Source organism: Psychrobacter immobilis (genome assembly GCF_904846175.1).
GTDB classification, from domain to species: domain Bacteria; phylum Pseudomonadota; class Gammaproteobacteria; order Pseudomonadales; family Moraxellaceae; genus Psychrobacter; species Psychrobacter immobilis_E.
In genome coordinates this window covers 189,001-213,378 of the sequence record NZ_CAJGZM010000004.1, presented here as the reverse complement: position 1 = coordinate 213,378, position 24,378 = coordinate 189,001, and the positions used below count along the sequence as shown (strand labels likewise).

The window sequence follows — 24,378 nt, the reverse complement described above, 5'->3', positions numbered from 1 at the left end:
GATAGTCTTTATGCAATCTAAGCGATGTTATACCCATCCGGATTCATACTCTGCCAACGCCACGTATCTTGACACATCTCAGTGATAGACAGTTTTGCTTCCCAGCCTAACAAGTCTTTCGCTTTATCAGCACTGGCATAGCAACTGGCAATATCACCGGCGCGACGAGCAGCGAACTGATAAGGAATATCTTGACCCGATACTTCAGAAAAAGCAGTGACCAACTCTAACACTGAAGTGCCTTTGCCCGTTCCTAGGTTAATAGGTAAGAACCCTACTGAGCTTGTTTGACTTAAGCTTACCTGTTGCTGTAGATAGTTAAGCGCAGCAACATGACCTTGGGCAAGGTCAGTGACATGGATAAAGTCGCGTACACCCGTACCATCTACAGTAGGGTAATCATTACCAAAGATGCTGAGCTTTTCAAGCTTACCAACGGCGACTTGCGAGATATAAGGCATTAAATTATTAGGAATATCATTCGGATCTTCGCCAATTTGTCCAGATGGGTGAGCGCCTACGGGATTAAAGTACCTAAGCGGAATAAGATTCCAGCCATCATTAGTTGCAGCTAAGTCTTGTAAAATATGCTCGACCGTAAGCTTACTTTGCCCATAAGGATTGGTGCAAGAACGTGGCGATGTCTCATCAATAGGCAATACTTCAGGGTCACCGTAAACAGTCGCAGAAGATGAAAAAACGAGGTTTTTAACGTTTGCTTCAGCCATGACTTCTAATAAAATGATGGTGCCACTGACATTATTATTATAATACAGCAGTGGCTTGGCAACGGATTCGCCAACGGCCTTTAAACCCGCGAAATGAATCACACCAAAGAAATCATGTTCGGCAAATACTTGTTTGAGTAGCTTAGCATCTCTAATATCGCCTTCGATAAATTCGATAGGCTGCCCTGCTAATTTGGAGGCACGGTTAATAGCCTCAATGCTACTGTTGGATAAATTGTCATATACCACAACATCATAGCCTGCCTGATGCAGTGCTATACAAGTATGTGAGCCGATATATCCAGCGCCGCCGGTAACCAATATCTTGTTTTTCATAATTTCTACATTTTAGTCAAAGAAAAGGTATTTTAAGAATAAAAAAAGACACCCCATTGTAGGGGTGCCTTGGTTTTTTTTCAACGACGTTTCGGTATTAGATTATCGATTAATACTTAAATTACCAACCGGTAACTTCTTTAAGCTTGTCACCGATTTTTGATGGATCGCGAGTATAAGCAATACCAGCGTCTTCAAAAGCTTTAAATTTCTCTTCAGCAGTACCTTGACCACCAGAGATAATCGCACCAGCATGACCCATACGCTTACCGGCAGGCGCAGTAACACCAGCGATATAACCAACTACTGGCTTAGTCACGTGCTCTTTGATATAAGCAGCGGCTTCTTCTTCAGCAGTACCACCGATTTCACCGATTAAGATGATAGCTTCGGTTTGTGGATCTTCTTGGAACAATTTAAGCGCATCGATCTGATTCATACCAGGAATCGGATCACCACCGATACCGATACAGGTTGATTGACCAAAACCAAGTTTAGTGGTCTGTGCAACGGCTTCATAAGTCAAGGTACCAGAGCGTGAGATGATACCCACTTTACCTGGCAAATGGATATGACCTGGCATGATGCCGATTTTGCACTGACCTGGAGTGATAACGCCTGGGCAGTTTGGACCAACCATACGGACGCCGTCTGCTTCTTCGATATAACGCTTGGCTTTTAGCATATCGATAGTCGGTACGCCTTCAGTGATCACAACAATCAATTTCACGCCGGCATCAACCGCTTCAACGATAGAATCTAGTACAAATGGTGCTGGTACATAGATAACAGATGCGTCGGCTTGGGTCGCTTCCATCGCTTCCGCCATGGTGTTAAATACTGGTAAACCTAGGTGCGTTTGACCGCCTTTACCTGGGGTTACGCCGCCAACAACTTTAGTGCCGTATTCGATCGCTTGTTCAGAGTGGAATGTACCGTTCTTACCGGTAAAACCTTGTACCAATACTTTGGTATCTTTATCAATTAATACACTCATTATTTTTTCCTTATTCGGTTGTCTTGCAATAGCAGTTTGCTAGCTCATCTGTCGTTAAATGTTAACGATTAATGCTCATACTAAAAACTGCCATCACGCTTTGACTGTAATGCTTAAGCGTTTGTTTAAGCGCGTACTGATTAATAGCATCACGCTTATGTTAACGACTTATATTAAAGACTTAGGCTTTAACCGCATCGACAATTTTTTGCGCCGCGTCTGCTAGGCCTTGGGCTGAAGTCAATTTCAAACCAGATTCTTCTAGAATCTGTAAGCCTAATTCAGCGTTATTACCTTCTAGACGTACAACTACCGGTACTTTTACGTCGACTTCTTTAACCGCAGCGATAATGGCTTCTGCAATCATGTCACAACGTACGATACCGCCAAAGATGTTGATTAGCACACCTTCTACACTGCTGTCTTCTAGAATGATTTTGAACGCTTCAACAACGCGATCTTTGGTTGCACCGCCGCCAACGTCCAAGAAGTTAGCAGGTTTGCCGCCATACAGTTTGATGATGTCCATGGTCGCCATTGCAAGACCAGCACCGTTGACCATACAACCGATGTTACCTTCTAGGGCAACATAGTTTAGGTCAAATTCAGCCGCTTTCAGTTCACGCTCATTCTCTTGCGTTTTGTCTTGTAGCGCAGCGATTTTAGGCAAACGATATAGGGCGTTTGAATCGATACCAATTTTGCCATCGACACAAACGATTTCGCCGTTTTCACGAACCGCTAATGGGTTAATCTCAAGTAAATCAATGTCGTTTTCAACGAATGCTTTATAAGCACCGCTCATTAATTTTACAAACTGGTTGATTTGTTTGCCTTCAAGACCCAGTTTAAATGCCACTTCACGTGCTTGGTAAGGCATTAGACCCACTAATGGATCGACGCTTACTTTAAAGATTTTTTCTGGCGTTTCGTTGGCTACTTCTTCAATATCAACGCCACCTTCAGTTGATGCCATGAAAGTCACGCGACGCGTAGAACGGTCAACAACCGCGCCAAGATATAGCTCAGTTTGTACTGGGTACATATCTTCTGCAACCAATACAAAGTTTACTGGTTGGCCATCAGCGTCAGTCTGGAACGTAACCAGATTGGTACCGATAAGCGCATCAGCGACTTCCTTAGCTTCTTCACGAGTTTTAACTAATTTAACACCGCCCGCTTTACCGCGACCACCAGCATGAACTTGCGCTTTAATAACCGCAATGTCAGTTGGTGTTTTATCAAAAGCAGCAGCAGCTTCGTCGCCGTTATGGGCGATGATGCCTTCTTGAATGGGCAAACCGTAGCTTTTTAATAGCTCTTTTGCTTGATACTCATGTAAATTCATTGATTGTATCCTTTGTTTTTTTACAATTAATAAAAAGTGAAAACAAGTGCTAGAAGAATATATCTGAGCACTTATGATGGCGTGACGGCTACCTTAATAATGATAGCAGCCGCGCCATCTAGTTAAACTTGATATTTATTTAAATTGTCTTGATTTTAATTGCACGAACTTAAATCATTTTATCTGTAAAAACTACTTACGCTTTTTACGCTGGATGGCATGAATAGCACGGCCATCTGCAGATAGAGCAGCTTCATGAACCGCTTCAGAGATAGTTGGATGCGCAAACGTCATCAGTTGTAGATCTTCGATACTAGAAACAAATTCCATCGCAATCATACCTTGATGGACGATATCACCAGCACCCGCAGAGATGGCATGCATACCTAATAAACGGTCTGTTTTGGCATCAGCAACGACTTTAATAGAGCCCTGTGCTTCACTTTGAGCAAGCGCACGACCGTTCGCCGCTAAGTTAAATGAACCTGTTTTAACTTCATAACCGGCAGCTTCTGCTTCTTGCTCGGTCAAACCAACCCATGCGATTTCTGGATGGGTATAAATGACGTTGATAATAGTATCGTAATTCACTTGGGCTTTTTCGCCATGAATGCGCTCAACTGCCATCATGCCTTCTTCCATGGCTTTATGCGCAAGCATAGGACCACGAACCAAGTCACCGATAGCATAAACGCCATCAAGGTTGGTTTTACATTGGTCATCGACATCGATTAGACCACGTTCAGTCAAGGTGATACCGCTGTCTTCACCTAATAGTTTTTCAGAATATGCACGGCGGCCAACACAAACAATCAGTTTATCGAAGCTCTCTTCGCTAGACTCACCTTTAGTTTCACTGGTAACGACCACTTGATCGCCTTTTACTTCAGCATTGGTAACCTTGGTATCGACACGGATATCAAGACCTTGCTTCTTCAGCATTTTGCCCGCTTCTTTAGCGATGTCTTTGTCAGCGGCGGCTAAGAAACTTGGTAGCGCTTCATAAACAACCACTTCCGCGCCCAAACGACGCCATACTGAACCAAGTTCTAAACCGATAACACCAGCACCGATTACGCCTAAACGCTTAGGGACCGAGGTGAAATCAAGCGCGCCCGTAGAATCAACGATGCGATCGCCGTCAGTTTTTGCCACAGGAATATCAATAGGAACCGAACCTGCTGCAAGAATCACGTTTTTAGCAGTGATAATAGTTTCTGCTTCGTCAGCAAGTGCGGTAAATTTAACTTTTTTGTCCGCACCTTTACCATCTTCCAACGTGCCCCAGCCTTGTAGCCAGTCAACGCCATTACCTTTTAACAATGCCGCAACGCCGCCAGTCAATTGCTTAACAATACCTTCTTTACGGGCAATCATTTGCTCGATATCGATAGCAACGTCGCCGGTGCTGATACCGTGTTCAGCAAGGTCATGCTTAGTCGCTTCATAGCGATGTGAGCTATCAAGCAAGGCTTTTGATGGGATACAACCGACGTTTAAGCAAGTACCGCCAAGCGCTGGCTCACCTTTATAAACGCGTTTTTCGATACAAGCAACGCTCATACCCAGTTGGCCTGCACGAATAGCGGCTTCATAACCACCAGGACCGCCGCCGATGACGACTAGATCATAATTGTCTTTCATAGTACGTTCCTATTTCTAATTTCTTTCTAATTTTATTTAACATTTAAATGATTAGTTAAGCTATTAACAAATAACTGAACATTTTATCCTATCGTTAATACACGCTAGGAAAGACATCCGTTATTTATCGATAAACCACAATCATCTAGTCCAAAGTTAAAAAGCTTGTATCGGCGGTTACCAATACAAGCTCATAGGCTTAAAGGTCTAGTAGCAACATGGTTGGATCTTCAACCAACTCTTTGATAGTTACTAAGAACTGCACTGCCTCTTTACCATCAATCATACGGTGGTCATAAGAAAGTGCTAGATACATCATTGGTAGAATTTCAACTTTACCATCAACTGCCATCGGACGATCATTGATAGCATGCATACCCAAGATAGCAGTTTGCGGTGGATTCAAGATTGGCGTTGACATGAGTGAACCAAATACGCCACCGTTTGAGATAGTGAATGTACCACCAGTCATCTCATCTAGACCAAGCTTACCTTTCTGTGCTTTACCACCCAACTCACGAATCTTGGCTTCAACATCTGCCATGCTCATGCGATCGGCATCACGCAATACAGGAACTACCAAACCACGATCTGAAGATACGGCAACACCGATATCATAATAGCCATGATAAACAATATCATCACCATCTAGTGAGGCGTTGACCGCTGGGAAACGTTTAAGCGCTTCGGTCGCCGCTTTTACAAATAACGACATAAAGCCTAAACGTACGCCATGACGTTTTTCAAACTGCTCTTTATACTTAGCACGCATGTCCATCAACGGTTTCATATTGACTTCGTTAAACGTGGTTAGCATCGCTGTTTCTTGAGAAGCGGCTAGCAAACGATTGGCGACTGTCTTACGTAGACGCGTCATTGGTACGCGTTTTTCCGTGCGCTCACCTGTTGATTCAGCGACTGGACGACCGCTATCAGATTTGATAGAGCTGTCCGCTTTTAGCGTCGGGTTTGCCATGTCAGATTTGGTCACACGACCATCACGACCACTGCCTTCAACGTCTTTAGGATCAACGCCAGACTCTTTCGCTGCTTTACGGACTGCAGGGCTTTGATCTTTATGATCCGCTTCATCTTTTTTATCTGTTGCTTGGACTGGCTCACCGCCATCAGTACCTTGCTTTGGTTGTACTGGCGCAGCTGGCTGGTCTGGATCGACTGCAGGAGCATCACCTTTATCAGTACTACCGCTAGCACCTGCTTCAAATTCTGCGATCAATTCGTCAGACAAAACAGTATCGTCAACTTGCTTAACGATTCTGGTTACGACACCATGATCAGGTGCCACAACTTCTAATACCACTTTATCAGTTTCGATTTCAGCCAATAAGTCATCACGGCTAACTTCTTGACCTTCAGTGACATGCCATTCCACGATGGTGCCATCGGCAACCGATTCTGGAAACACGGGGGCTTTAATTTCAGCCATCGATATACTCCTTAGATATTGATATTACTATTTATTATTAAGTCGTGATGAGCAGTCAGTACCATTTTAAATTGCCTTACTTCAATGGTAATGCGCGGTACGGACTGTCATCGCCTGATTCATATATCTTATATAAATATAATCTGTTAAGTAAACGAGTCGTTACTTGGACAGCTCATCTACACTAATTCCAAGACCGCCAGCGATCAAATCTTGCTGCTGCTTGACATGCAGTTTTGCCGAACCTGTTGCTGGTGCCGCACTAGCAGGACGCGCCACTGGCTCCATGACTTTCGCCTTGGTTGGGTGCGGTACGACAATGCGGAACATATGCGGCGCTAAATAATACCAAGCACCTTGGTTCAATGGCTCTTCTTGTGTCCAAACGATCTCAGCCAAATTGCTATATTTTTCAATTTCAGCAATCAAACGTTTTTCTGGTAATGGATAAAGCTGCTCAATACGCACGATAGCAACATGCTCAAGACCTAATGCACGGCGCTGCTCTAGCAAGTCATAATAGACTTTACCGCCACATAGCACCATACGCGTCACGTTGTCCGGATTTTGCTGATCCATCTCTGGCAGTACCGTTTCAAACTTACCGTTTGCCAACTCTTCTAGGTTTGAAGTCGCCAATTTATGACGTAGCAGGCTCTTCGGCGACATAACGATTAATGGTTTACGAATCGGACGTACCGCTTGGCGACGTAACGCATGATAAATCTGTGCTGGCGTCGTTGGGGTAATCACTTGCATATTGTCTTCAGCACATAATTGCAAGAAGCGCTCAAGGCGAGCAGATGAATGCTCAGGACCTTGACCTTCAAAGCCATGTGGTAACAGCATGGTTAGACCACAAACGCGCTGCCACTTGGTCTCACCACTAGAGATGAACTGGTCAATCACCACTTGCGCGCCGTTGACGAAATCACCGAACTGCGCTTCCCAAACGACAAGTGCATTTGGCACTGTGGTCGCATAACCATACTCGAATGCTAATACTGCTTCTTCTGATAGCAACGAGTTATAAGTGGCAAAGCGCGCTTGCTGCTCACTGATATGCGCCAATGGCACATACATGCTGCCATCTTCAATATTATATAGCTCACTATGACGATGCGAGAAGGTACCACGACCGACATCTTCACCCGTAATACGTACCAACACTTTATCGTTATCAACTAGTGAGGCATATGCTAGGGTCTCGGCAGCACCCCAGTTTAAAGGCTCTTCACCTGTTTGCATGGCTAAGCGTTGTTCGACCACTTTTTGTACTTGACGTTGTAACTTATAGCCTTCTGGCATCTCTGCCATACGGCGGCCATAACCTTTTAGGACTTCGATATCAACACTGGTATCCCAATCATCGACCAAGTCATGACCTAGATAAGGTTTCCAATCGACAAACAGCTCTTCGTTAGGCTGACTGACTAAAGAGTTGGCAACATATTCGCCGCGGTCTAAAGACTCACGGTATTCATCTTCTAAGCGAGTTTCATCTTCTTTACTCAGCAGACCTTCTTCAATTAGCTTTTGCGCATAAATAGTACGGGTCGTTGGTAATTTTTTAATCACCGCGTACATCAATGGCTGAGTCGCTGATGGCTCATCGGCTTCATTATGACCGTTACGGCGATAGCAGAACAAATCAATAATAATGTCTTTATCAAATTCGTGACGGTAATCAAGCGCTAACTGAGCAGCAAATACCACTGACTCAGGGTCATCACCGTTTACATGCAGAATAGGTGCATGAACCATTTTTGCCACGTCAGTACAGTACTCAGTTGAACGCGCATCTTCTTGACGGCTGGTCGTGAAACCAACTTGGTTATTGATAACAATATGTACCGTACCGCCCGTGGTATAAGCACGAGTTTGTGACATCTGGAAGGTTTCTTGTACCACACCTTGCCCAGCAAAAGCGGCATCACCATGAATAACGATTGGCAATACGGAATTACCAGTTTTGTTATCTTGTAATGGCTGATCGTTACGACGAACTTGACGCGCGCGTACCGAACCTTGTAGCACAGGTGCAACAATCTCAAGGTGCGATGGGTTAAACGCCAATGCTAAATGCGCCTCGCCACCTGGTGTCATCACGTTCGATGAAAAACCATTGTGATATTTAACGTCGCCTGAGCCTTTTTCTGGCTGTACTTTACCATCGAACTCATCGAACAAATCGGCAGGGTTTTTACCCAAGATATTGACCAATAAATTCAAACGCCCACGGTGAGCCATACCAATGACCATCTCTTTGGTACCATAACCGCCAGCACGTTGGATGATTTCATTGATAGCAGGAATAAAACTCTCACCGCCTTCCAAACCGAAACGTTTAACGCCGGTATATTTACGAGCCAGATATTTCTCTAAGCCTTCGGCGGCGGTTAAACGCTCAAGAATAGATAAACGTTTTTCTATATCAAATTTAATATACCCTAGATTGCTCTCGAGATATTTTTCCATCCAGCGTTTTTCAGTGCTGGTGGTCACGTGCATATATTCAGTACCGATAAAACGGCAGTATACGCGCTCCATGATTTCGATAATTTCACGTAGCGGCGCTTCATCCTTACCAATATTTAAATCATTGGTTGGGAATACCGTATCAAGGTCAGCTTCTGAAAGGTTGTGATAAGCAAGGGTCAAATCTTCCACTTCTGCACGTGGATGTAGATCTAAAGGATCAAGCTTAGCGCGGCGATGACCACGGCGACGGTACGCTGAAATCAGTTGCTGCACGCCCATTTGTTTTGGGTCGGCACAGTTACCTGAATTGTCAGCAGTAGCGCCAGACGTTTCAGTGTTGACTTTATTAGCGGTCTGATTACGCGCTAGCAACAAGAACTGATCCTTAATGGCATTATGCGCGGCATCGTTTGGTGATTTGTATTGTTGAAAATACGCTTGCCAATCGCTATCAACGCTACTAGGATCGTCTAGATATTGCTCATAGAGGGCTTCGATGTAACTGGCATTATCAGCGGCCAGTTCGGTATGATCTACGCTCGCTGCTTCTTTAGTTATACTATTCATAATAATCGTCTATTTGATAGATAAATGAATGGAATCGTGCTTATTATTGTGTTATTCGTTGTACATTAGGTATGTTGTTCATCATTTTTTGCTATTAAAAGCTATTTGGCAATTGCATGCTAAAGCTATATAAAGGTAAAAAGCGTGATGGCAATACCAATCTTACTATTCTAATTATTTGTGAACGGTCAGTTTTCTGAATCGCATCGTTTCACAACATTAATTTATATATAATGCTATCAGCTATAACCAAATTGTTAATAATAAGGTTTTTAAGCAACTATCTTTTCTTTCAGTTAGCCTATCAATTGGCTATTTTCACTGAAACGTCTTCCTATGGTAAAAGTATGGCGTCTATTTCGCCAAACATACATTGCCGTATAGAATAACATGCCTAGGCTAGGCGCCATAGTTTGTTTGTTCAATACTAGGTATTTACGTAATGAATATCTATTATCATTTATCGTAACTTTACCTTTAGAAGAATAAATCTTTGTAAATCTGTTACTTCACAAGAACCAGATTCACAACAATAAGTCTCTGCAATACTAAACAATATTACCATATTCAATTATATAGAGAGACGCGCGATATAGCATGTCTTCTTACATACAAGCAACGTATTGTTAATAGAGCCTTACTTACCCTGACGGATTTGCCACTGCTCCTCAACAATATCGCTTAAGATGTTAATATTGTCGTCTTAATCAGAAAAACAAGACCTAATTGCTTAAAAAATAAGAGCTAGTTACTTAAAAAGCAGCTAACTACTCAATTTTTTTAATAAAAAACACCACCTAATGATAGGTGGTGTTTTTTATGGCGCTATTATAAAGCTAATTAACGATAAAAGGTAGACTAACCTGCTTGATCGATAAGTAAATTGCGTAGATGACCAATAGCTTTGGTTGGATTTAAGCCTTTTGGACATACTGAAACACAGTTCATGATGCCGCGGCAACGGAACAAGCTGAACGGATCGTCTAAACGTGCCAAACGCGCACGCGTATCGGTATCACGGCTGTCAGAAACGAAACGGTTGGCATTCAATAGTGCTGCTGGACCTAAGAATTTATCAGGATTCCACCAAAAAGATGGGCAACTGGTTGAACAGCAGGCACATAAAATACATTCATACAAACCATTAAGCTTGTCACGTTGCTCAGGTGACTGCAAGCGCTCTGTTGCTGGCGCTGGCTGGTCATTGATTAGGAACGGATGAACTTTTTCGTATTGCTCGTAAAATTGGTTCATATCGACCACCAAATCACGAACCACTGGCAAACCTGGTAACGGGCGAACCGTTACTTTTTCAGGCAAGGTATTCATGTTAATTAGACATGCAAGACCATTTTTACCATTAATATTCATGCCGTCAGAACCGCAAATACCTTCGCGGCAAGAGCGACGGAAGGTGAGGGTTTCATCTTCCTTTTTTAAGCGTAATAACACGTCAAGCAACATACGATCTGAGTCTAACAACTCAACCGTATAGGTTTGCATGCGCGGCGCTGCGTCCACATCAGGATCGTAGCGATAGATTTCGATGATGCGAGTACCTCGGCTCATAATGCTAAACTCCACACGTAGATGATGGCGGGCTGACAAACCGTACAATCTAAGGATTGTAAACTATCAGCGCTGCGATTTTAAATCTCAGCGCTGATAGTGGTCTGTCGCTGGCGGTCACCTTTTTAATAGATTGATAAAGGATAAAACGTTTGTACTGTGCGTAAAAATCAAGCGCACATCGTCTAAAATTAATAGACGCGGACTTTCGGCTCGATATAATCGACGGTCAATGGCACTTTACGAACGGGTTTATAGATAATTTTATTACCTTCAGAATACCATAAGGTATGCTTCATCCATTCTCTATCGTTACGGCCGTTTGGTGCGTATTCATCATCTTCTGGGCGATCATAGTCAGAAACACTGTGCGCGCCGCGGCTTTCGTGACGCTTAGCTGCTGAAATCATCGTCGCTTTTGCCACTTCATAAAGATTGCCTACTTCAAAGGCTTCGATACGTGCCGTATTAAAGACTTGTGATTTATCAGCCAAATGAATTTGGTCAATTTTTTCACCGAGCGCTAAGATTTTTGCAACGCCTTCGTCCATCATCGCTTGCGTACGGAATACGCTGGCATGCGTTTGCATGGTTGCACGAATCTCATCAGCGACGTCTTGCGCATTATAGCCTGAAGTCGATTGTTGCAGTTTGTCTAAACGACCAACCGTATAATCAAGAACACGTGGGTCTAATGGCTCATAGTTGTGGTCAGCATGATGGAATTCATCAACGATATGCTTACCAGCTGCGCGACCAAAGACTAATAAATCAAGCAATGAGTTGGTACCTAAACGGTTGGCACCGTGCACACTGACGCACGCACACTCACCGATTGCATAAAGACCTTTAACCACGTTGCCTTTAGCATATAGACCATCTTCATCCGTACCCGCTTCTAGATCCGGCACAATAACTTGACCATGAATCGTCGTTGGAATACCGCCCATCATATAGTGAATGGTTGGGATAACGGGAATTGGCTCTTTCGTGATATCAACGTTGGCGAAGTTTTTACCAATCTCAAATACTGATGGTAGACGCTTCATGATGGTTTCAACACCTAAATGCGTCATATCCATCACGATATGGTCAGCATTTGGACCACAACCACGGCCTTCTTTGATTTCTTGGTCCATAGAACGAGAAACCAAATCACGTGGTGCCAAGTCTTTCACGGTTGGCGCATAACGCTCCATGAACGCTTCGCCATCCTTATTACGTAAGATTGCGCCTTCACCGCGGCAACCTTCGGTCAATAGTACACCGGCACCATGAACGCCCGTTGGGTGGAACTGCCAGAATTCCATGTCTTGTAGTGGAATACCTGCGCGAACTGCCATGCCAATACCGTCACCAGTATTGATATAAGCGTTGGTAGAGGCAGCAAAGATACGACCTGCACCACCTGTCGCTAAGACAGTGATTGGCGATTGGAATACCGCAACCGTACCCGTTTCTTGCTCAATCGCGATGACGCCATTGATATTACCGGCGTCGTCTTTGATCAAATCAAGCGCAATCCACTCGATAAAGAACTCAGTACCTTGCTGTAGGTTCTTCTGATATAGCGTATGCAATAGTGCATGACCAGTACGGTCAGCAGCAGCACAAGCACGCTGTACGGCTTTTTCGCCATAGTTTGACGTATGACCACCGAATGGACGCTGATAAATCGTGCCATCTTCGTTACGGTCAAACGGCATACCCATGTGCTCAAGCTCATACACCACTTTTGGCGCTTCACGGCACATGTACTCAATGGCGTCTTGGTCACCTAACCAATCTGACCCTTTAACGGTGTCATAAAAGTGAAAGTGCCAGTTATCATTGCTCATGTTACCCAAACTTGCACCGATACCGCCTTGAGCAGCAACCGTGTGCGAACGGGTTGGGAATACTTTGGTCAAGACTGCAACCTTCATGCCCGCTTCTGCTAAATGCAATGAAGCACGCATACCTGAGCCGCCGCCACCAACGATGACCGCGTCGTAGTTCAGGGTTTTAATATTACTAATAGTATTATCTTGTCTAGTTGCCATTACGGTTTTCCTAATGCCTGTTAATGCTTAGAAGTAAATAAAAAGGTTGTTCTGCATCTTATTGTGCGTTAACGCTACTGACAATAATCAAAATACAATACAAACAGCCTTCAACCACTTAATTTGCATATCTATCGTTATATTGGGTCATCTCACCTGATTAACTACATTCACCTAGTAACTCATTCATCTAATCATTATGAGCTACTCAATAACTTATGCTTCTATTCAGTGTGCGCCCAACGCTATGATTAGCTATGACTATTTTGGTGACTACGGAATCATAATAATCTAACAGCTATAAACCATATAAGGGTTAATAGCGTTGTCAGGTTCATCCGTTGTTATTTGTTGATATCCAATGATTAGATATCTGCTTAATGATTAAACAGCAACGACACCGAAGCCGTTACCCCAAAAAATCATGATGCCCCAAAATAGAAACACTAAAATAGCGATAATCATTAATGTCTGTAGTACTAAACGTAGACCTGCTGCGCTTGAGCCCAGTTTGCCAGTGGTGATATAGTCAGTAAATACCGTCCACATACCAACCCAAGCGTGACCAGCCAGTGCCAAAACGGCCAATAAGCTGAACAAACGCATCGGTAAACTGGTCATAAATTGTGACCAATCAACGAAGGTTACATTACCATGGGTTAAGAAGAAGCCCAGTAATACCACACTGTAAACGGCTAAAATGACAGCACTGATACGCTGCACAATCCAATCGCGTGAACCTGAGCCGGTCAGACCAGTAGCGCTGTTGATTCCTGAATCGTTTTTCATTAGAACATCACCCATACAAATGACGCGACAATTAAGATTGCTGCAATGACAAAGCTAATCATAGAAGCGGCACGGCCAGATTTTAGCTCCTCATTCATGCCCATATCAGCAAATAAATGCTTAATACCCATCACAAAGTGATAGGCAATGGCAGCGACAAAAATCCAGGCCAAAAAGCGAACGAGAACATTGTCAAATACGGTCTCAAAACTCTCAGGCGACGCCAAAGAATTCTGCAATAACCACAGCATGACAGGAATAAGTAGAAATAAAACAATGCCAGAGATACGATGCAAGATTGAAGCTATCGCAATCGGTGAGCGATTAACGCTAATCACTTGGCTTAAGGGCAGATCAATAGGTCGGTTGCTTTTCACAGCGGGCATCCTTTTTGCGGTTATACTCCTGTATCTGCTATCAACGCTTTATACCAATACTATTTATAAAAACACTATTTATAAAAAAACTATTCTAAAGCGGCGAGCAACACATGAGATGAATAAAGTAAGGAAGGGCTAGCTGACGTCGTTTAATTTGCGCTAAATTTGAAAGGTCGCTTCGGTCTATTAAGTAAAGCCTATCTATAGACGGCTAAACCTCGCTCGTTGAGATGACAATCCCTTTCAATAACAAGCTGTCTACACGCTTTTAATACTCAGCACACAGGATGGGATAAATCGATTAACTATTCTATTTTTACTGCTTGCCATCAACAAAAAAAGATAACGCCAGGGTGTCATCTCTATGTTATCATTTTTTATTAAGGTAAACTTCATTGTTGGCTATCTAAAAATAGAACAGTTAACAAGAATATTCAAGCGATAAGCTGGTTTTTAGTCTATAAACCGAACGTCCAATCGTAACAAAGTATGAGTAAAGCCAAGCCTTATCCACGGCTTCATTAGGATGAGCGATCAATTTGCGCAAAGCTAGTGCCAGTTAAATCCCTCCAATTATAAAATGACTGGCCACTAATTACAAATTTATCCCCTAAATAGTGGTTATTAGAGATTAATTAACAAAAAGCTAGCTATTGGTAATATGAATTCATTAATATTACCAATTCAGGATAAAGCATAAACCCAAAGCAATTTGTCGATTACTCATGCGCTGTCTGTTTTATAGTATTTATCTTTCGTTATTAAAACAGAGTATCTTGCTAAAAAGTCTTTAGTATTATAATGTTAATGAGAACCATTACGTTAACAATAAGTAAGTATTTTAAAGCTAAATTACCAAGCAGACATATTTTGATACAAAGTTTACAGTCGCTAACTACGACTAAGGCACCCGTATCACAGCCATTACTGCCAAAAGTCTTTTCAAAACCTCAGTAATAACTGCTAATATAGCCTGCATATTAAATATAGCCTGCATGTTAAATTGATTTTGACCCTTTAGGGCGCGAAGGTATGCGTCTCTACAATTTTATTCTAACAAGTTAAAACAATGGAGATTAGATTATGGCTGATAATCAAGCCACATTAACCGTAGATGGTAAGGATTACCAACTTCCTATTATTGAAGGTACTTTAGGGCCGTCAGTTATTGAAGTTGCTGCTTTTCAACAAGCGGGCTACTGGACCTACGATCCAGGTTTTATGGCAACTGCGCCTGTTGAGTCAAAAATCACCTTTATTGATGGTGGCAAAGGCGAGCTGTTGCATCGCGGCTATCCTATCGATGAGTTAGCAAACAATGCTGAATACTTAGAAGTGGCCTATGCGCTGATTCATGGCGATTTACCAAACGCTGAGCAAAAAGCGGATTTCTATGAAAAAGTCCGTAAGCATACTGGCGTTCATGACCAGTTACGTAAATTCTTTGAAGGCTTCCGCCGTGACGCGCACCCAATGGCTATCATGGTCGGTGTCGTTGGTGCTTTATCAGCGTTCTATCATGAAAATCTTGATGTAAGCAACGAAGAGCATCGTGAAATCACTGCTATTCGTCTAATCGCTAAAATGCCAACGCTTGCAGCCATGAGTTATAAATACTCACAGGGCGAACCGTTCATGTACCCACGTAATGATTTCAATTACGCAGAAAACTTCTTATACATGATGTTTGCAACGCCTGCTGATGTTGACTACAAAACCAATGACGTCATCACTCGCGCCATGGACAAAATCTTCACCCTGCATGCTGACCACGAGCAAAATGCCTCAACGTCTACCGTACGTCTAGCAGGTTCTACTGGCGCGAATCCTTACGCTTGTATCGCTGCGGGTATCGCTGCCCTTTGGGGCCCATCACATGGCGGCGCCAATGAAGCCGTACTTACTATGTTGGATGAAATTGGTACAGTTGAAAACGTACCAGCATTCATGGAAAAAGTAAAAAGCCGTGAAGTGAAACTAATGGGCTTTGGTCACCGTGTTTACAAAAACTTTGACCCACGCGCACAAGTAATGAAAGAAACTTGTGACGAAGTCCTGGGCGCATTGGGTATCAATGATCCTAAGCTTGAGCTTGCGATGGCGCTTGAGAAAATTGCTTTAGAAGACCCTTTCTTCGTTGAGCGTAACTTGTATCCAAACGTTGATTTCTATTCTGGCATTATCCTTAAAGCCATCGGTATCCCAACGTCAATGTTTACCGTTATCTTCTCACTAGCGCGTACTTCTGGTTGGATCAGCCATTGGTTAGAGATGCACAGCGCACCGTTCAAAATCGGTCGCCCACGTCAGTTATATACTGGTGAGACAAAACGCGAATTCGTTAAAGTCGAAGACCGTAAATAGTCAGTCTTTTATTTTAGCAGTATAAAAATTAGACACATAAAAATCCCGCTCTCGTAGCGGGATTTTCTATGGTTTACATTTGATAGGATTAACACAGCAATCAGCGGTAATCTTCTAAATTTTTACTGAAACTCTTTTAACGTCTGCTCGTATTTGGCAATTTGCTCGTCATAACCTTGAATGGTTTCGTTAAATTTCGCCATCAGCCTTTCAAACTCTTGCTGCTGATTGATTTTCATCTGCTGCATATCAATGACTTGCTGGGCTTCTATTTGCTCCCATACTTGATGCTGAATAATCAAACGCGCCAACGCTGGGCTTTTTGCACTCAGTCTACCGGCAATTTCTGCATGTTCAAATACCTGCGGTACCAATGTCGCGATATTGATTAGAGTATCAACATCTTTAGCGCTAAGTGGTGTGGTCACAGGCTGATAAAGGGCTTCCATCGCTTGCTGATAGCTGTCTATAATCTGCTTATCTGTCAAAATCACTGGTTTACGCGGCTCAAGGCTAATACGCTTAAGCACCGTTAAGTCGCGCTCGCCCACTTCTGTACTGGTATTAATATCAGTCTCTAAAGTAGCATCAATATCAGAGTTACTGCTAGAGTTAGAATCACTATTGCTAGTGTCCGTAGCTGCGGCTGGATCCGTAGCGGTTGGTTTTGCTATTTGCTCAGAATTAGTCGTTTGATTATTATTCGTTGTTTGATTGGCAGCTCCACTATCATTCGTTGGCATAGCAGTTGTATTATCAGGCAACAAGTCGTTGCCACTGTCTGAGGCATCTGCCGCTTGTAGCGATTCATATTCCGCTTGCAAGCGTTGCTGTAGCCCTTGCGCTTGCGCAAGATACAAAGGCTGAAACTGTTCTATACTAGCAGCAGCAGAATCGCTTTTGCGCATAGGCTGACTGTCTTCAGCGCTGGTTTTCTCTTTAGTTTGACTGCTATCAGGTATTGGCTCTTCGGCTTGCTGCTGACAACCACTTACTAACAGTACACCAGTCAGTGCTGCCGCAATCAAGCTAGGGGCTTTATACGGGCGAATCATGGCTACATTTATATAGCGATGATTAGCATCAATGTCAGGTTTTACTGATAAGAGTTTAAACATCCGAATTCATATCCTTATTAAAAGCAGAAAAAGTAAAAGCCAACGTGATGATACTGTCCATAACTAATGGTATTTTTAGAAGCGTTATTGACTCAATTGAGTAATAAATTCTAGAGCTTTTTATGATCATTTTTTTATAATAATTCCTGTCTGTAATCATAAACAGCTTAAGCCATCATATAAATATTTAAGCATAATAGAAAGGTTAAACTTTAAACGACCTGTGATTGTCATGTCTATTATGATTAGTATCAAGCGTTGGCGTGCTTAAATTTGGTGATGCCAAGAATGGAATGCAAGCTTCAAAATCCCGACAGTCATGACCATGATGACGACGGACAAAATAGTCTTGTACCATACGTGCCTGCTGCTCAATGCCATAGTTAAAAAAAGACTTACCTGCTTCAAGTACATAATCATAACGGCGATTTATGATAGCGCCGCGTATAACTTTAAGACCTTGCTGCAATTGCCAAACGTGGGTCAATTCATGGATAAGCCAGCTTTGCTTAGCCAAGGAACATTGGCTAAAATCTGTGACCCAATCAGCCGGATGAAAATAAATATTACCATTAGGGCTAACAGCATAATGTTTTAAGATCCACCATGCGGTTTTAAGCTGCACGCTATCAAGCTTGAGGCTATCACCAAATACTGAGCGTGCCAACGCTAGCTCTCCATCAGTCAGGTAGCGTGACTGATGCTTTGCGCCTTTAGTAGCTATAGAGCGCTTAAATAAATGCTTAAAAGTCGACTGCGACAGCATGAAGTTTTTACCTTATATTCAAAAATTGAGCATTTATAGATGCTATTTTATAAGTACGATTTTTTATAGAACTATTAAGCCTTTAATAGGGATAAAAACTTAAAAAACAAAGCCTTTAAGACATAAGCTGTACACTTAGCTGACTTTCATTAACGTAAATCTGCGTTAGCCTAGCTAGAATATATATTCTTTTTTAACATCAAGCTTAAAATAAAGACTTTACCCCATAAAAATTAGAAGCTATTTAATTGATAATAGAGACCTTTATGCCACCGAATTTTCATGCCGATACCCCCCTTGCCCAGCGCATGCGCCCTGCGACCCTTGACGCTATTATTGGTCAAGAACATTTATTAGCAGCGGGTGCACCGTTACGGCGCTTGGTCGAGCAAGGACATTTGCCGTCGATTATTTTGCATGGCGAAGCTGGCATCGGTAAAACCACTATAGCGATGCTATTGGCTGATGCTGTTGGCCGACCCTTTCATGCGCTATCAGCATTAAATACAGGGGTGAAGCAATTACGTGAGGTGTTAGATAGCAAAGATTCGTTAAGCTTTGAGTCACCTGTGGTCTTTATTGATGAGATTCATCGTTTTAATAAAGCCCAGCAAGACGCGCTACTTGGGGCAGTAGAGTCAGGTGATATTACTTTAATTGGTGCGACAACTGAAAATCCGTCATTTAGTGTGAATAACGCGCTGTTATCCCGCTGCCAAGTTTATCGTCTAGAGCCGTTGACGCCTGAACAAATCAGTGCAGTATTGCAGCGCGCACTTTTAGAAGATAGCATTCTGAAAAATTTGACGGTTGATTTGCAGGCGCAACAGACAATTAGCCAATTGGCGCATGGTGATGCCAGAAAAGCGCTCAATGTATTAGAGCTTGCCATTCAAACGGCGGATACGAAGCATTCACCATTAATTATCGATGATGAGTTGGTCGCCCGTGTCGCTCAGACCGCGCTCGTACGCTATGATAAAGATGGCGAGCAGCATTACGATATTATCTCTGCAATGATAAAATCCGTACGCGGCTCCGACCCTGATGCGGCGCTATATTGGATGGCGCGGATGTTAGTTGGAGGTGAGCCTGCTGATTTTATCGCGCGGCGCTTAGTAATTTTGGCCAGCGAAGATATCGGTAACGCTAACCCTAATGCCCTACTCCTTGCTGATGCCGCTCTGCGTAGTGTGCAATCTATCGGTATGCCAGAAGCACGTATTATCTTAGGGCAAGTAGTGGTGTATCTGGCGACCAGCGCCAAAAGTAATAGCACTTATAAAGCCATTAATGCGGCGATGGCGTTGGCAGAAAAAGACGCCTCACCTGTGCCGCTGCATTTGCGTAATGGCGTGACCAAATTGATGCGCAATCAAGGCTATGGTCAAGGCTACGCATATCCGCACGATTATCCCAACCACTATTACCCACAAAGCTATTTGCCCGATAATTTAATCGGGACAAGTTTTTATGAATTTGCTGACAATCAGCGCGAGCAACACAGTAAGCAATTTATGGACTGGCTAAAGAGCCAAGCAGCCAGTAACAATTAAGGTTATAGGTTTGCATCATTGATAATACTTATCACTATTTTTAACCTATTAATTGACAGATTGTCAAGATGAGGCAGCACGCTGGGGTGAAAAGCGTTAAAATGACCTCATAACAATATATACAAGCCAATTGAGTAGATCATTTTTATCGCATATGGCTCTAACTAAGGCAGGTTTTGCTTTAGCACAGCAGTGATTGAAGCAATCTACTGCTACAATGGGCAGATAAACATTTATATCCCCAATTAAACCTATCTACACATAATAAAATATTGAGACTTCCTATGAGTTTAAATACAATTCCTGAGATTATCGAAGATATTCGTGCTGGAAAAATGGTCATCTTAATGGATGACGAAGATCGCGAAAACGAAGGCGATATCATTATGGCAGCGACCCATGTACGCCCTGATGATATTAACTTTATGATTACCCATGCGCGTGGTTTGGTTTGCTTGACCTTGTCAGAAGCACGTTGCCAGCAGCTAGCATTGCCACTGATGTCAGACCGCAATGAAGCAAAATTCAGCACCAACTTTACCGTTTCTATTGAAGCCGCTGAAGGTGTGACGACTGGTATTTCTGCTGCCGATCGTGCGCGTACTATCCAAGCTGCGGTTTCCTCTTCAGCGAAACCAGAAGATATCGTGCAGCCTGGGCATATTTTCCCAATCATGGCTCAAAATGGCGGCGTGCTTCATCGTGCCGGTCATACCGAAGCCGGTTGTGATTTGGCTCGCCTAGCAGGTTTGGAGCCAGCAGCAGTTATCGTTGAAATCATCAATGATGACGGCACGATGGCACGTCGTGATGATCTAGAAATATTTGCCAAAGAGCATGGTCTGAAGATTGGTACGATTGCGGATTTGATTAACTATCGCATTGCCAATGAGCAAACGGTCGAAGAGATTGAGTCACATCCGTTTGAAACAGAATACGGTACTTTTACCTTGCATCGTTTCCGCGAGTTTGGCGCTGACGAAACTCATTTAGCCTTGGTAAAAGGCGATGTGAGCGAAGGCGTCAGTACCGTTCGTGTGCATGGTTTCCATCCATTACGTGACTTGTTTGCGGCGAAAAACGACACCACAGGCCGTAGTGGCTGGAGCGTACGTTCAGCACTAGAAGAAATACAACAATCAGAACGCGGCGTGTTGGTTTGGATTGGCAATCATCAGCCGATTGACTTGGGAGACGCGCTTGATAAAGCCGCTGAAAATCAATCAATCTCAACCATTGCCCAGCAGCCTTATCGCAGTATTGGAGTTGGCGCACAGATTTTACGCCATTTAGGCGTTCGTGATATGCGCCTACTGTCATCACCGATGAAGTTTTATGCCTTATCAGGGTTTGATTTAAACGTCGTTGACTTTGTTCATGCTCCTAAGCAGAAATAAAGGCTAGCAGTTAGAAAGAACTGAAAAATAAAAAAGGCACGCTAATATTATTTAGCGTGCCTTTTTATTTTTGACCATTTATAGTCAGTGAAAAGTAATATCGATACATCACGCACTGTTGATATCAATTTTTCTTGCTTGCTGTGCCTGCGCAGACAGAGGCTACAAAAAATTGATATCAGCAATACCGTAGCGTTTTTAGGATGTTTTGACTATATTGATAAGCGCTGTTTTAGCGGCATCGTTTTGGTGGTATCTATAACTTAGTAAATAAGCCGACTTTTTAAAGTTTTTAAAGCTCAGGCTTATGACCAACGCTTGCTTCCAATGCTACTAAGCGTTCACGTTCCTCATTGGTCCACGGTAATTTATCCTTGCCATTACTTTGCAAACGGACGATAACGGCGTCAGCGGTCGCGACAATCGCTTCTTGAGCGCAGCTATAATAGCTGTATTCAATTACGATGCTGGTATTACCCAAGCGCTGACAACGCACGCCTAATAATAACGTATCGGGATACGTCACAGGGCGTAAATATTGGCAGCTAGATTGCGCTAAGACCGTCACCATACTGCCATCAAACATGCCAAGTGCCTGCAAATAAGCTATTCGTGCTGACTCTGCATAACGATAAAAAAACACATTATTTAGATGATTAAAAGCATCCATCTCACCCCAATGAATTGGCTGATGATGAATAATTGGATAGTGCGCCAACTCGTCAGGGCGAACGTTACCTGAACTTTCATTACTTAACACTGTATTGTTCTCAAAGCTATTCATCACTGCATTTCTCTTATTTTTATCTTATAGAATTTTAAAAACTACCATTAACGCTTAGGCTTATCCAAAATTTGCGTGGTTAATAATGGTGTTGGTTTTGGCGCATTGGCAATCAATCGATCCAACCAGTCGATAACCTCGGTAATGTCATTCGGAGAGGATTTGGTTTGCGCCTTATTTTTATTAGCGGTTGTGCTGTTCGTTGCCTGAGAGTTTTTATTATTGGTAGATGGTTCTGATAATGATGACTGTGGCTCTAAGGTTTGTAGCTGCTTACGTGCTTGGCGCAAATAGCCGACCAACTGCTCTTTTTCACGCATATTGCTGGCTTGACTGGCTAAATTCAACGTCATAATCACTTCATGAATCACAAGCTGTCTGCGCGTTAAGCTCACATTATTATCAGGGATTTTAATCGAGTCAGTTGCATTAGTAGGACGCTTACGTTCATAACTGTATAAAAACTCTTGGATATTTTGAATGGCTAGACTTTGTAGCTGCCACGGACTCGGCTGCGAGCTTCTTGCTTGCAGGCGCTCGATATCCTTTGCCAAGCTTTGTTTAATCACCACGGTCAGTGCGGGGGCAATTTCATTACTGCTTTGGGACAGCTGCCAATGTAGGCCGCGCAATAACTCAATCGCTGCACTCTCGTTATTGTCTGCCAATAATCTATCCGCCGCTTGTATTTGAATACGCAATAAATCCAGCTGGTTTTGAGCTTGGCTACTGGCGGCAGCGCGAGGTGCTGGCAAGGTTTGCTGACTCATGGCAAAGATGCGATCGTCCATCTCATTGAGACGACTGACGACTTGCTCATTGCTTTGCAAACGTTCATTCACATTGCGCTCAAAACGCTGTTGATTGATAAAAAACCACAGTAAAGCCGCGATAAGCAATAAAATCACCACCCATTGCAAGCGTACCAAAAACATATTTGCTTGCCGGCGCTGCTGAATAGCAGAAGGCTCCTTAGATAACGATTCGGAATTCATGGACATAAGGCAGCACCGTTGGTGATTGATAATTTTTTGAGTAAATATAAAATAAATAGAGTAAGAAAAATGTGTTTTTTTGCTTACATTGAATCCACTATGGGTGAATTAATTGCTGCAAGAATCGTTGCTGGCGCTAAATCTCCCACACGCCAATAACTCAACTGCTGACGCGCGACCATATTGGCTAAGCGCTCGCCTAATACCACATACGCAAAATCGGTGAGTTTTAATGGTGAACTCGCCATTTTGCCTTTATTTGACTCTAAATCCTTGGTTGCCACTGCCTTAACAACGGTTTCCCAGTTCTCAAATGCCGTGCCACTACTGACAATCACGATGGGCTTTGGCTGTGCTACTGAGGTTGTTTGCTGCAAAGACGGCTGCGAAAGGAACTGCGTTTGCCACTCTTCATACTGCGCCATAGCGTCGGTTGGCATTTTGCGCTCATACCAAGCGATGCTATCGATATGCACGCCGCGTGCCTGTAGCATATCAACCAATAGCCGCCGCCCACCAAGCCCGCGCCATACCAAGAGCTTATCGCCTGCTTGCAGACTTTCAATTTCAGGCATGGCTAACATACCTTCGTTATTGGCAATTAACGGCTGCAATACTTGATAACTTGATGTACCCAACTTTGCATCATTTAACACTGCCGCAGTCGCCTCTCCTACCGCTATCAAATGGCTTGGAGCTTTAAGCTCTGACTCTTTATACGCGCTAGCATTTTCGCTAGATTTTTGAGCTTGGCGCTCATCCTCAAGCGCCTGCCAAACAGCCAACCCTGAGGCGGCAGCAGTCGGACTCACAATAACGAGTGCTTGATAATCACCTGCAAACCATTGGCGCATCAATCCCATATCCTGCGCGGTAGTTGCGCGCGAATCCAATGTCAACATTGGTATATCAATTACTGCCATTCCCGCAGCTTGTAAATGCTGTGTCAGCGGTGCCGCACGCTCGATTGGGCGCGTATTGATGACCACTTGCGGCAGCAATACTGGCTTATCAATAGATTGATTGGAATCAGTAGAATTCGGTGATGACCAAGACATAAACATACCGTG

At 43.2% G+C, this 24,378-nt stretch carries 18 protein-coding genes; 3 read left to right on the top strand and 15 right to left on the bottom strand.

Annotated features, from left to right (window positions below):
- Positions 1–17: 17 nt before the first annotated feature.
- The 10 genes from galE to sdhC all read right to left on the bottom strand — a co-directional run bounded on the left by galE (position 18) and on the right by sdhC (position 14,334).
- The gene (gene galE, locus JMW39_RS07430; protein ID WP_201545245.1) at positions 18–1,064 is read right to left on the bottom strand and encodes a UDP-glucose 4-epimerase GalE; all 1,047 of its coding nucleotides are present in this window, start codon (positions 1,062–1,064) and stop codon (positions 18–20) included.
- Between the two features lie 121 nt (positions 1,065–1,185).
- Complete coding sequence (sucD, locus tag JMW39_RS07425) at positions 1,186–2,061, bottom strand: succinate--CoA ligase subunit alpha (protein ID WP_149490377.1); 876 nt, start codon at positions 2,059–2,061, stop codon at positions 1,186–1,188.
- A gap of 181 nt (positions 2,062–2,242) precedes the next feature.
- On the bottom strand, positions 2,243–3,409 hold the full coding sequence (sucC, locus tag JMW39_RS07420) for an ADP-forming succinate--CoA ligase subunit beta (RefSeq protein WP_201545243.1): 1,167 nt from the start codon (positions 3,407–3,409) through the stop codon (positions 2,243–2,245).
- Between the two features lie 192 nt (positions 3,410–3,601).
- Entirely contained in the window at positions 3,602–5,053 is a 1,452-nt protein-coding gene (gene lpdA / locus JMW39_RS07415; RefSeq protein WP_201545241.1) for a dihydrolipoyl dehydrogenase, read from the bottom strand.
- Between the two features lie 199 nt (positions 5,054–5,252).
- Positions 5,253–6,500 carry a 2-oxoglutarate dehydrogenase complex dihydrolipoyllysine-residue succinyltransferase gene (odhB, locus tag JMW39_RS07410; RefSeq protein ID WP_201545239.1) on the bottom strand — a complete coding sequence of 416 codons (1,248 nt, stop codon included), beginning with the start codon at positions 6,498–6,500 and terminating at the stop codon, positions 5,253–5,255.
- A 162-nt stretch (positions 6,501–6,662) separates the two neighbouring features.
- Positions 6,663–9,548 (bottom strand): 2-oxoglutarate dehydrogenase E1 component, encoded by a 2,886-nt coding sequence (locus tag JMW39_RS07405; protein WP_201545237.1) that lies wholly within the window; start codon positions 9,546–9,548, stop codon positions 6,663–6,665.
- Between the two features lie 858 nt (positions 9,549–10,406).
- A complete protein-coding gene (locus tag JMW39_RS07400) occupies positions 10,407–11,117 on the bottom strand; it encodes a succinate dehydrogenase iron-sulfur subunit (protein ID WP_201545235.1) in 711 nt (236 codons plus the stop codon).
- 191 nt (positions 11,118–11,308) lie between these two features.
- Positions 11,309–13,159 (bottom strand): succinate dehydrogenase flavoprotein subunit, encoded by a 1,851-nt coding sequence (gene sdhA, locus JMW39_RS07395; protein ID WP_201545233.1) that lies wholly within the window; start codon positions 13,157–13,159, stop codon positions 11,309–11,311.
- Positions 13,160–13,543: 384 nt separating this feature from the next.
- Positions 13,544–13,948 (bottom strand): succinate dehydrogenase, hydrophobic membrane anchor protein, encoded by a 405-nt coding sequence (gene sdhD / locus JMW39_RS07390; RefSeq protein ID WP_201545232.1) that lies wholly within the window; start codon positions 13,946–13,948, stop codon positions 13,544–13,546.
- The gene (gene sdhC / locus JMW39_RS07385) at positions 13,948–14,334 is read right to left on the bottom strand and encodes a succinate dehydrogenase, cytochrome b556 subunit (RefSeq protein ID WP_079690599.1); all 387 of its coding nucleotides are present in this window, start codon (positions 14,332–14,334) and stop codon (positions 13,948–13,950) included. The genes sdhD and sdhC overlap by 1 nt, the downstream gene beginning before the upstream one ends.
- Positions 14,335–15,411: 1,077 nt before the next feature.
- On the opposite strand from sdhC, the gene gltA reads away from it, so the two are divergent.
- Complete coding sequence (gltA, locus tag JMW39_RS07380) at positions 15,412–16,692, top strand: citrate synthase (RefSeq protein WP_201545231.1); 1,281 nt, start codon at positions 15,412–15,414, stop codon at positions 16,690–16,692.
- Positions 16,693–16,814: 122 nt separating this feature from the next.
- Here gltA and JMW39_RS07375 read toward each other — a convergent pair whose 3' ends face one another.
- Complete coding sequence (locus JMW39_RS07375) at positions 16,815–17,810, bottom strand: hypothetical protein (protein ID WP_227679447.1); 996 nt, start codon at positions 17,808–17,810, stop codon at positions 16,815–16,817.
- Positions 17,811–18,015: 205 nt separating this feature from the next.
- Complete coding sequence (locus JMW39_RS07370) at positions 18,016–18,573, bottom strand: type IV secretion protein Rhs (RefSeq protein WP_227679465.1); 558 nt, start codon at positions 18,571–18,573, stop codon at positions 18,016–18,018.
- A 269-nt stretch (positions 18,574–18,842) separates the two neighbouring features.
- Between JMW39_RS07370 and JMW39_RS07365 the strand changes: the two genes are divergently transcribed.
- Positions 18,843–20,132, top strand: a complete 1,290-nt coding sequence (locus JMW39_RS07365; RefSeq protein ID WP_201545230.1) for a replication-associated recombination protein A — start codon at positions 18,843–18,845, stop codon at positions 20,130–20,132.
- A gap of 284 nt (positions 20,133–20,416) precedes the next feature.
- A complete protein-coding gene (gene ribBA / locus JMW39_RS07360) occupies positions 20,417–21,529 on the top strand; it encodes a bifunctional 3,4-dihydroxy-2-butanone-4-phosphate synthase/GTP cyclohydrolase II (protein ID WP_201545229.1) in 1,113 nt (370 codons plus the stop codon).
- A 292-nt stretch (positions 21,530–21,821) separates the two neighbouring features.
- Here the strand turns inward: ribBA and JMW39_RS07355 are convergent, their stop codons facing one another.
- From JMW39_RS07355 to JMW39_RS07345, 3 genes are all read right to left on the bottom strand, one after another.
- A complete protein-coding gene (locus tag JMW39_RS07355) occupies positions 21,822–22,313 on the bottom strand; it encodes an acyl-CoA thioesterase (protein WP_201545731.1) in 492 nt (163 codons plus the stop codon).
- A 47-nt stretch (positions 22,314–22,360) separates the two neighbouring features.
- The gene (locus JMW39_RS07350; protein ID WP_201545228.1) at positions 22,361–23,314 is read right to left on the bottom strand and encodes a hypothetical protein; all 954 of its coding nucleotides are present in this window, start codon (positions 23,312–23,314) and stop codon (positions 22,361–22,363) included.
- A 77-nt stretch (positions 23,315–23,391) separates the two neighbouring features.
- Positions 23,392–24,366 carry a uroporphyrinogen-III synthase gene (locus tag JMW39_RS07345; protein WP_201545227.1) on the bottom strand — a complete coding sequence of 325 codons (975 nt, stop codon included), beginning with the start codon at positions 24,364–24,366 and terminating at the stop codon, positions 23,392–23,394.
- Positions 24,367–24,378 lie beyond the last annotated feature (12 nt).

Excerpts from the sequence above, each read along its gene's own strand:
- galE (WP_201545245.1), bottom strand. The coding sequence starts at position 1,064 with ATGAAAAACAAGATATTGGTTACCGGCGGCGCTGGATATATCGGCTCA.
- sucD (WP_149490377.1), bottom strand. The coding sequence starts at position 2,061 with ATGAGTGTATTAATTGATAAAGATACCAAAGTATTGGTACAAGGTTTT.
- sucC (WP_201545243.1), bottom strand. The coding sequence starts at position 3,409 with ATGAATTTACATGAGTATCAAGCAAAAGAGCTATTAAAAAGCTACGGT.
- lpdA (WP_201545241.1), bottom strand. The coding sequence starts at position 5,053 with ATGAAAGACAATTATGATCTAGTCGTCATCGGCGGCGGTCCTGGTGGT.
- odhB (WP_201545239.1), bottom strand. The coding sequence starts at position 6,500 with ATGGCTGAAATTAAAGCCCCCGTGTTTCCAGAATCGGTTGCCGATGGC.
- JMW39_RS07405 (WP_201545237.1), bottom strand. The coding sequence starts at position 9,548 with ATGAATAGTATAACTAAAGAAGCAGCGAGCGTAGATCATACCGAACTG.
- JMW39_RS07400 (WP_201545235.1), bottom strand. The coding sequence starts at position 11,117 with ATGAGCCGAGGTACTCGCATCATCGAAATCTATCGCTACGATCCTGAT.
- sdhA (WP_201545233.1), bottom strand. The coding sequence starts at position 13,159 with ATGGCAACTAGACAAGATAATACTATTAGTAATATTAAAACCCTGAAC.
- sdhD (WP_201545232.1), bottom strand. The coding sequence starts at position 13,948 with ATGAAAAACGATTCAGGAATCAACAGCGCTACTGGTCTGACCGGCTCA.
- sdhC (WP_079690599.1), bottom strand. The coding sequence starts at position 14,334 with ATGCCCGCTGTGAAAAGCAACCGACCTATTGATCTGCCCTTAAGCCAA.
- gltA (WP_201545231.1), top strand. The coding sequence starts at position 15,412 with ATGGCTGATAATCAAGCCACATTAACCGTAGATGGTAAGGATTACCAA.
- JMW39_RS07375 (WP_227679447.1), bottom strand. The coding sequence starts at position 17,810 with ATGTTTAAACTCTTATCAGTAAAACCTGACATTGATGCTAATCATCGC.
- JMW39_RS07365 (WP_201545230.1), top strand. The coding sequence starts at position 18,843 with ATGCCACCGAATTTTCATGCCGATACCCCCCTTGCCCAGCGCATGCGC.
- ribBA (WP_201545229.1), top strand. The coding sequence starts at position 20,417 with ATGAGTTTAAATACAATTCCTGAGATTATCGAAGATATTCGTGCTGGA.
- JMW39_RS07355 (WP_201545731.1), bottom strand. The coding sequence starts at position 22,313 with ATGAATAGCTTTGAGAACAATACAGTGTTAAGTAATGAAAGTTCAGGT.
- JMW39_RS07350 (WP_201545228.1), bottom strand. The coding sequence starts at position 23,314 with ATGTCCATGAATTCCGAATCGTTATCTAAGGAGCCTTCTGCTATTCAG.
- JMW39_RS07345 (WP_201545227.1), bottom strand. The coding sequence starts at position 24,366 with ATGTCTTGGTCATCACCGAATTCTACTGATTCCAATCAATCTATTGAT.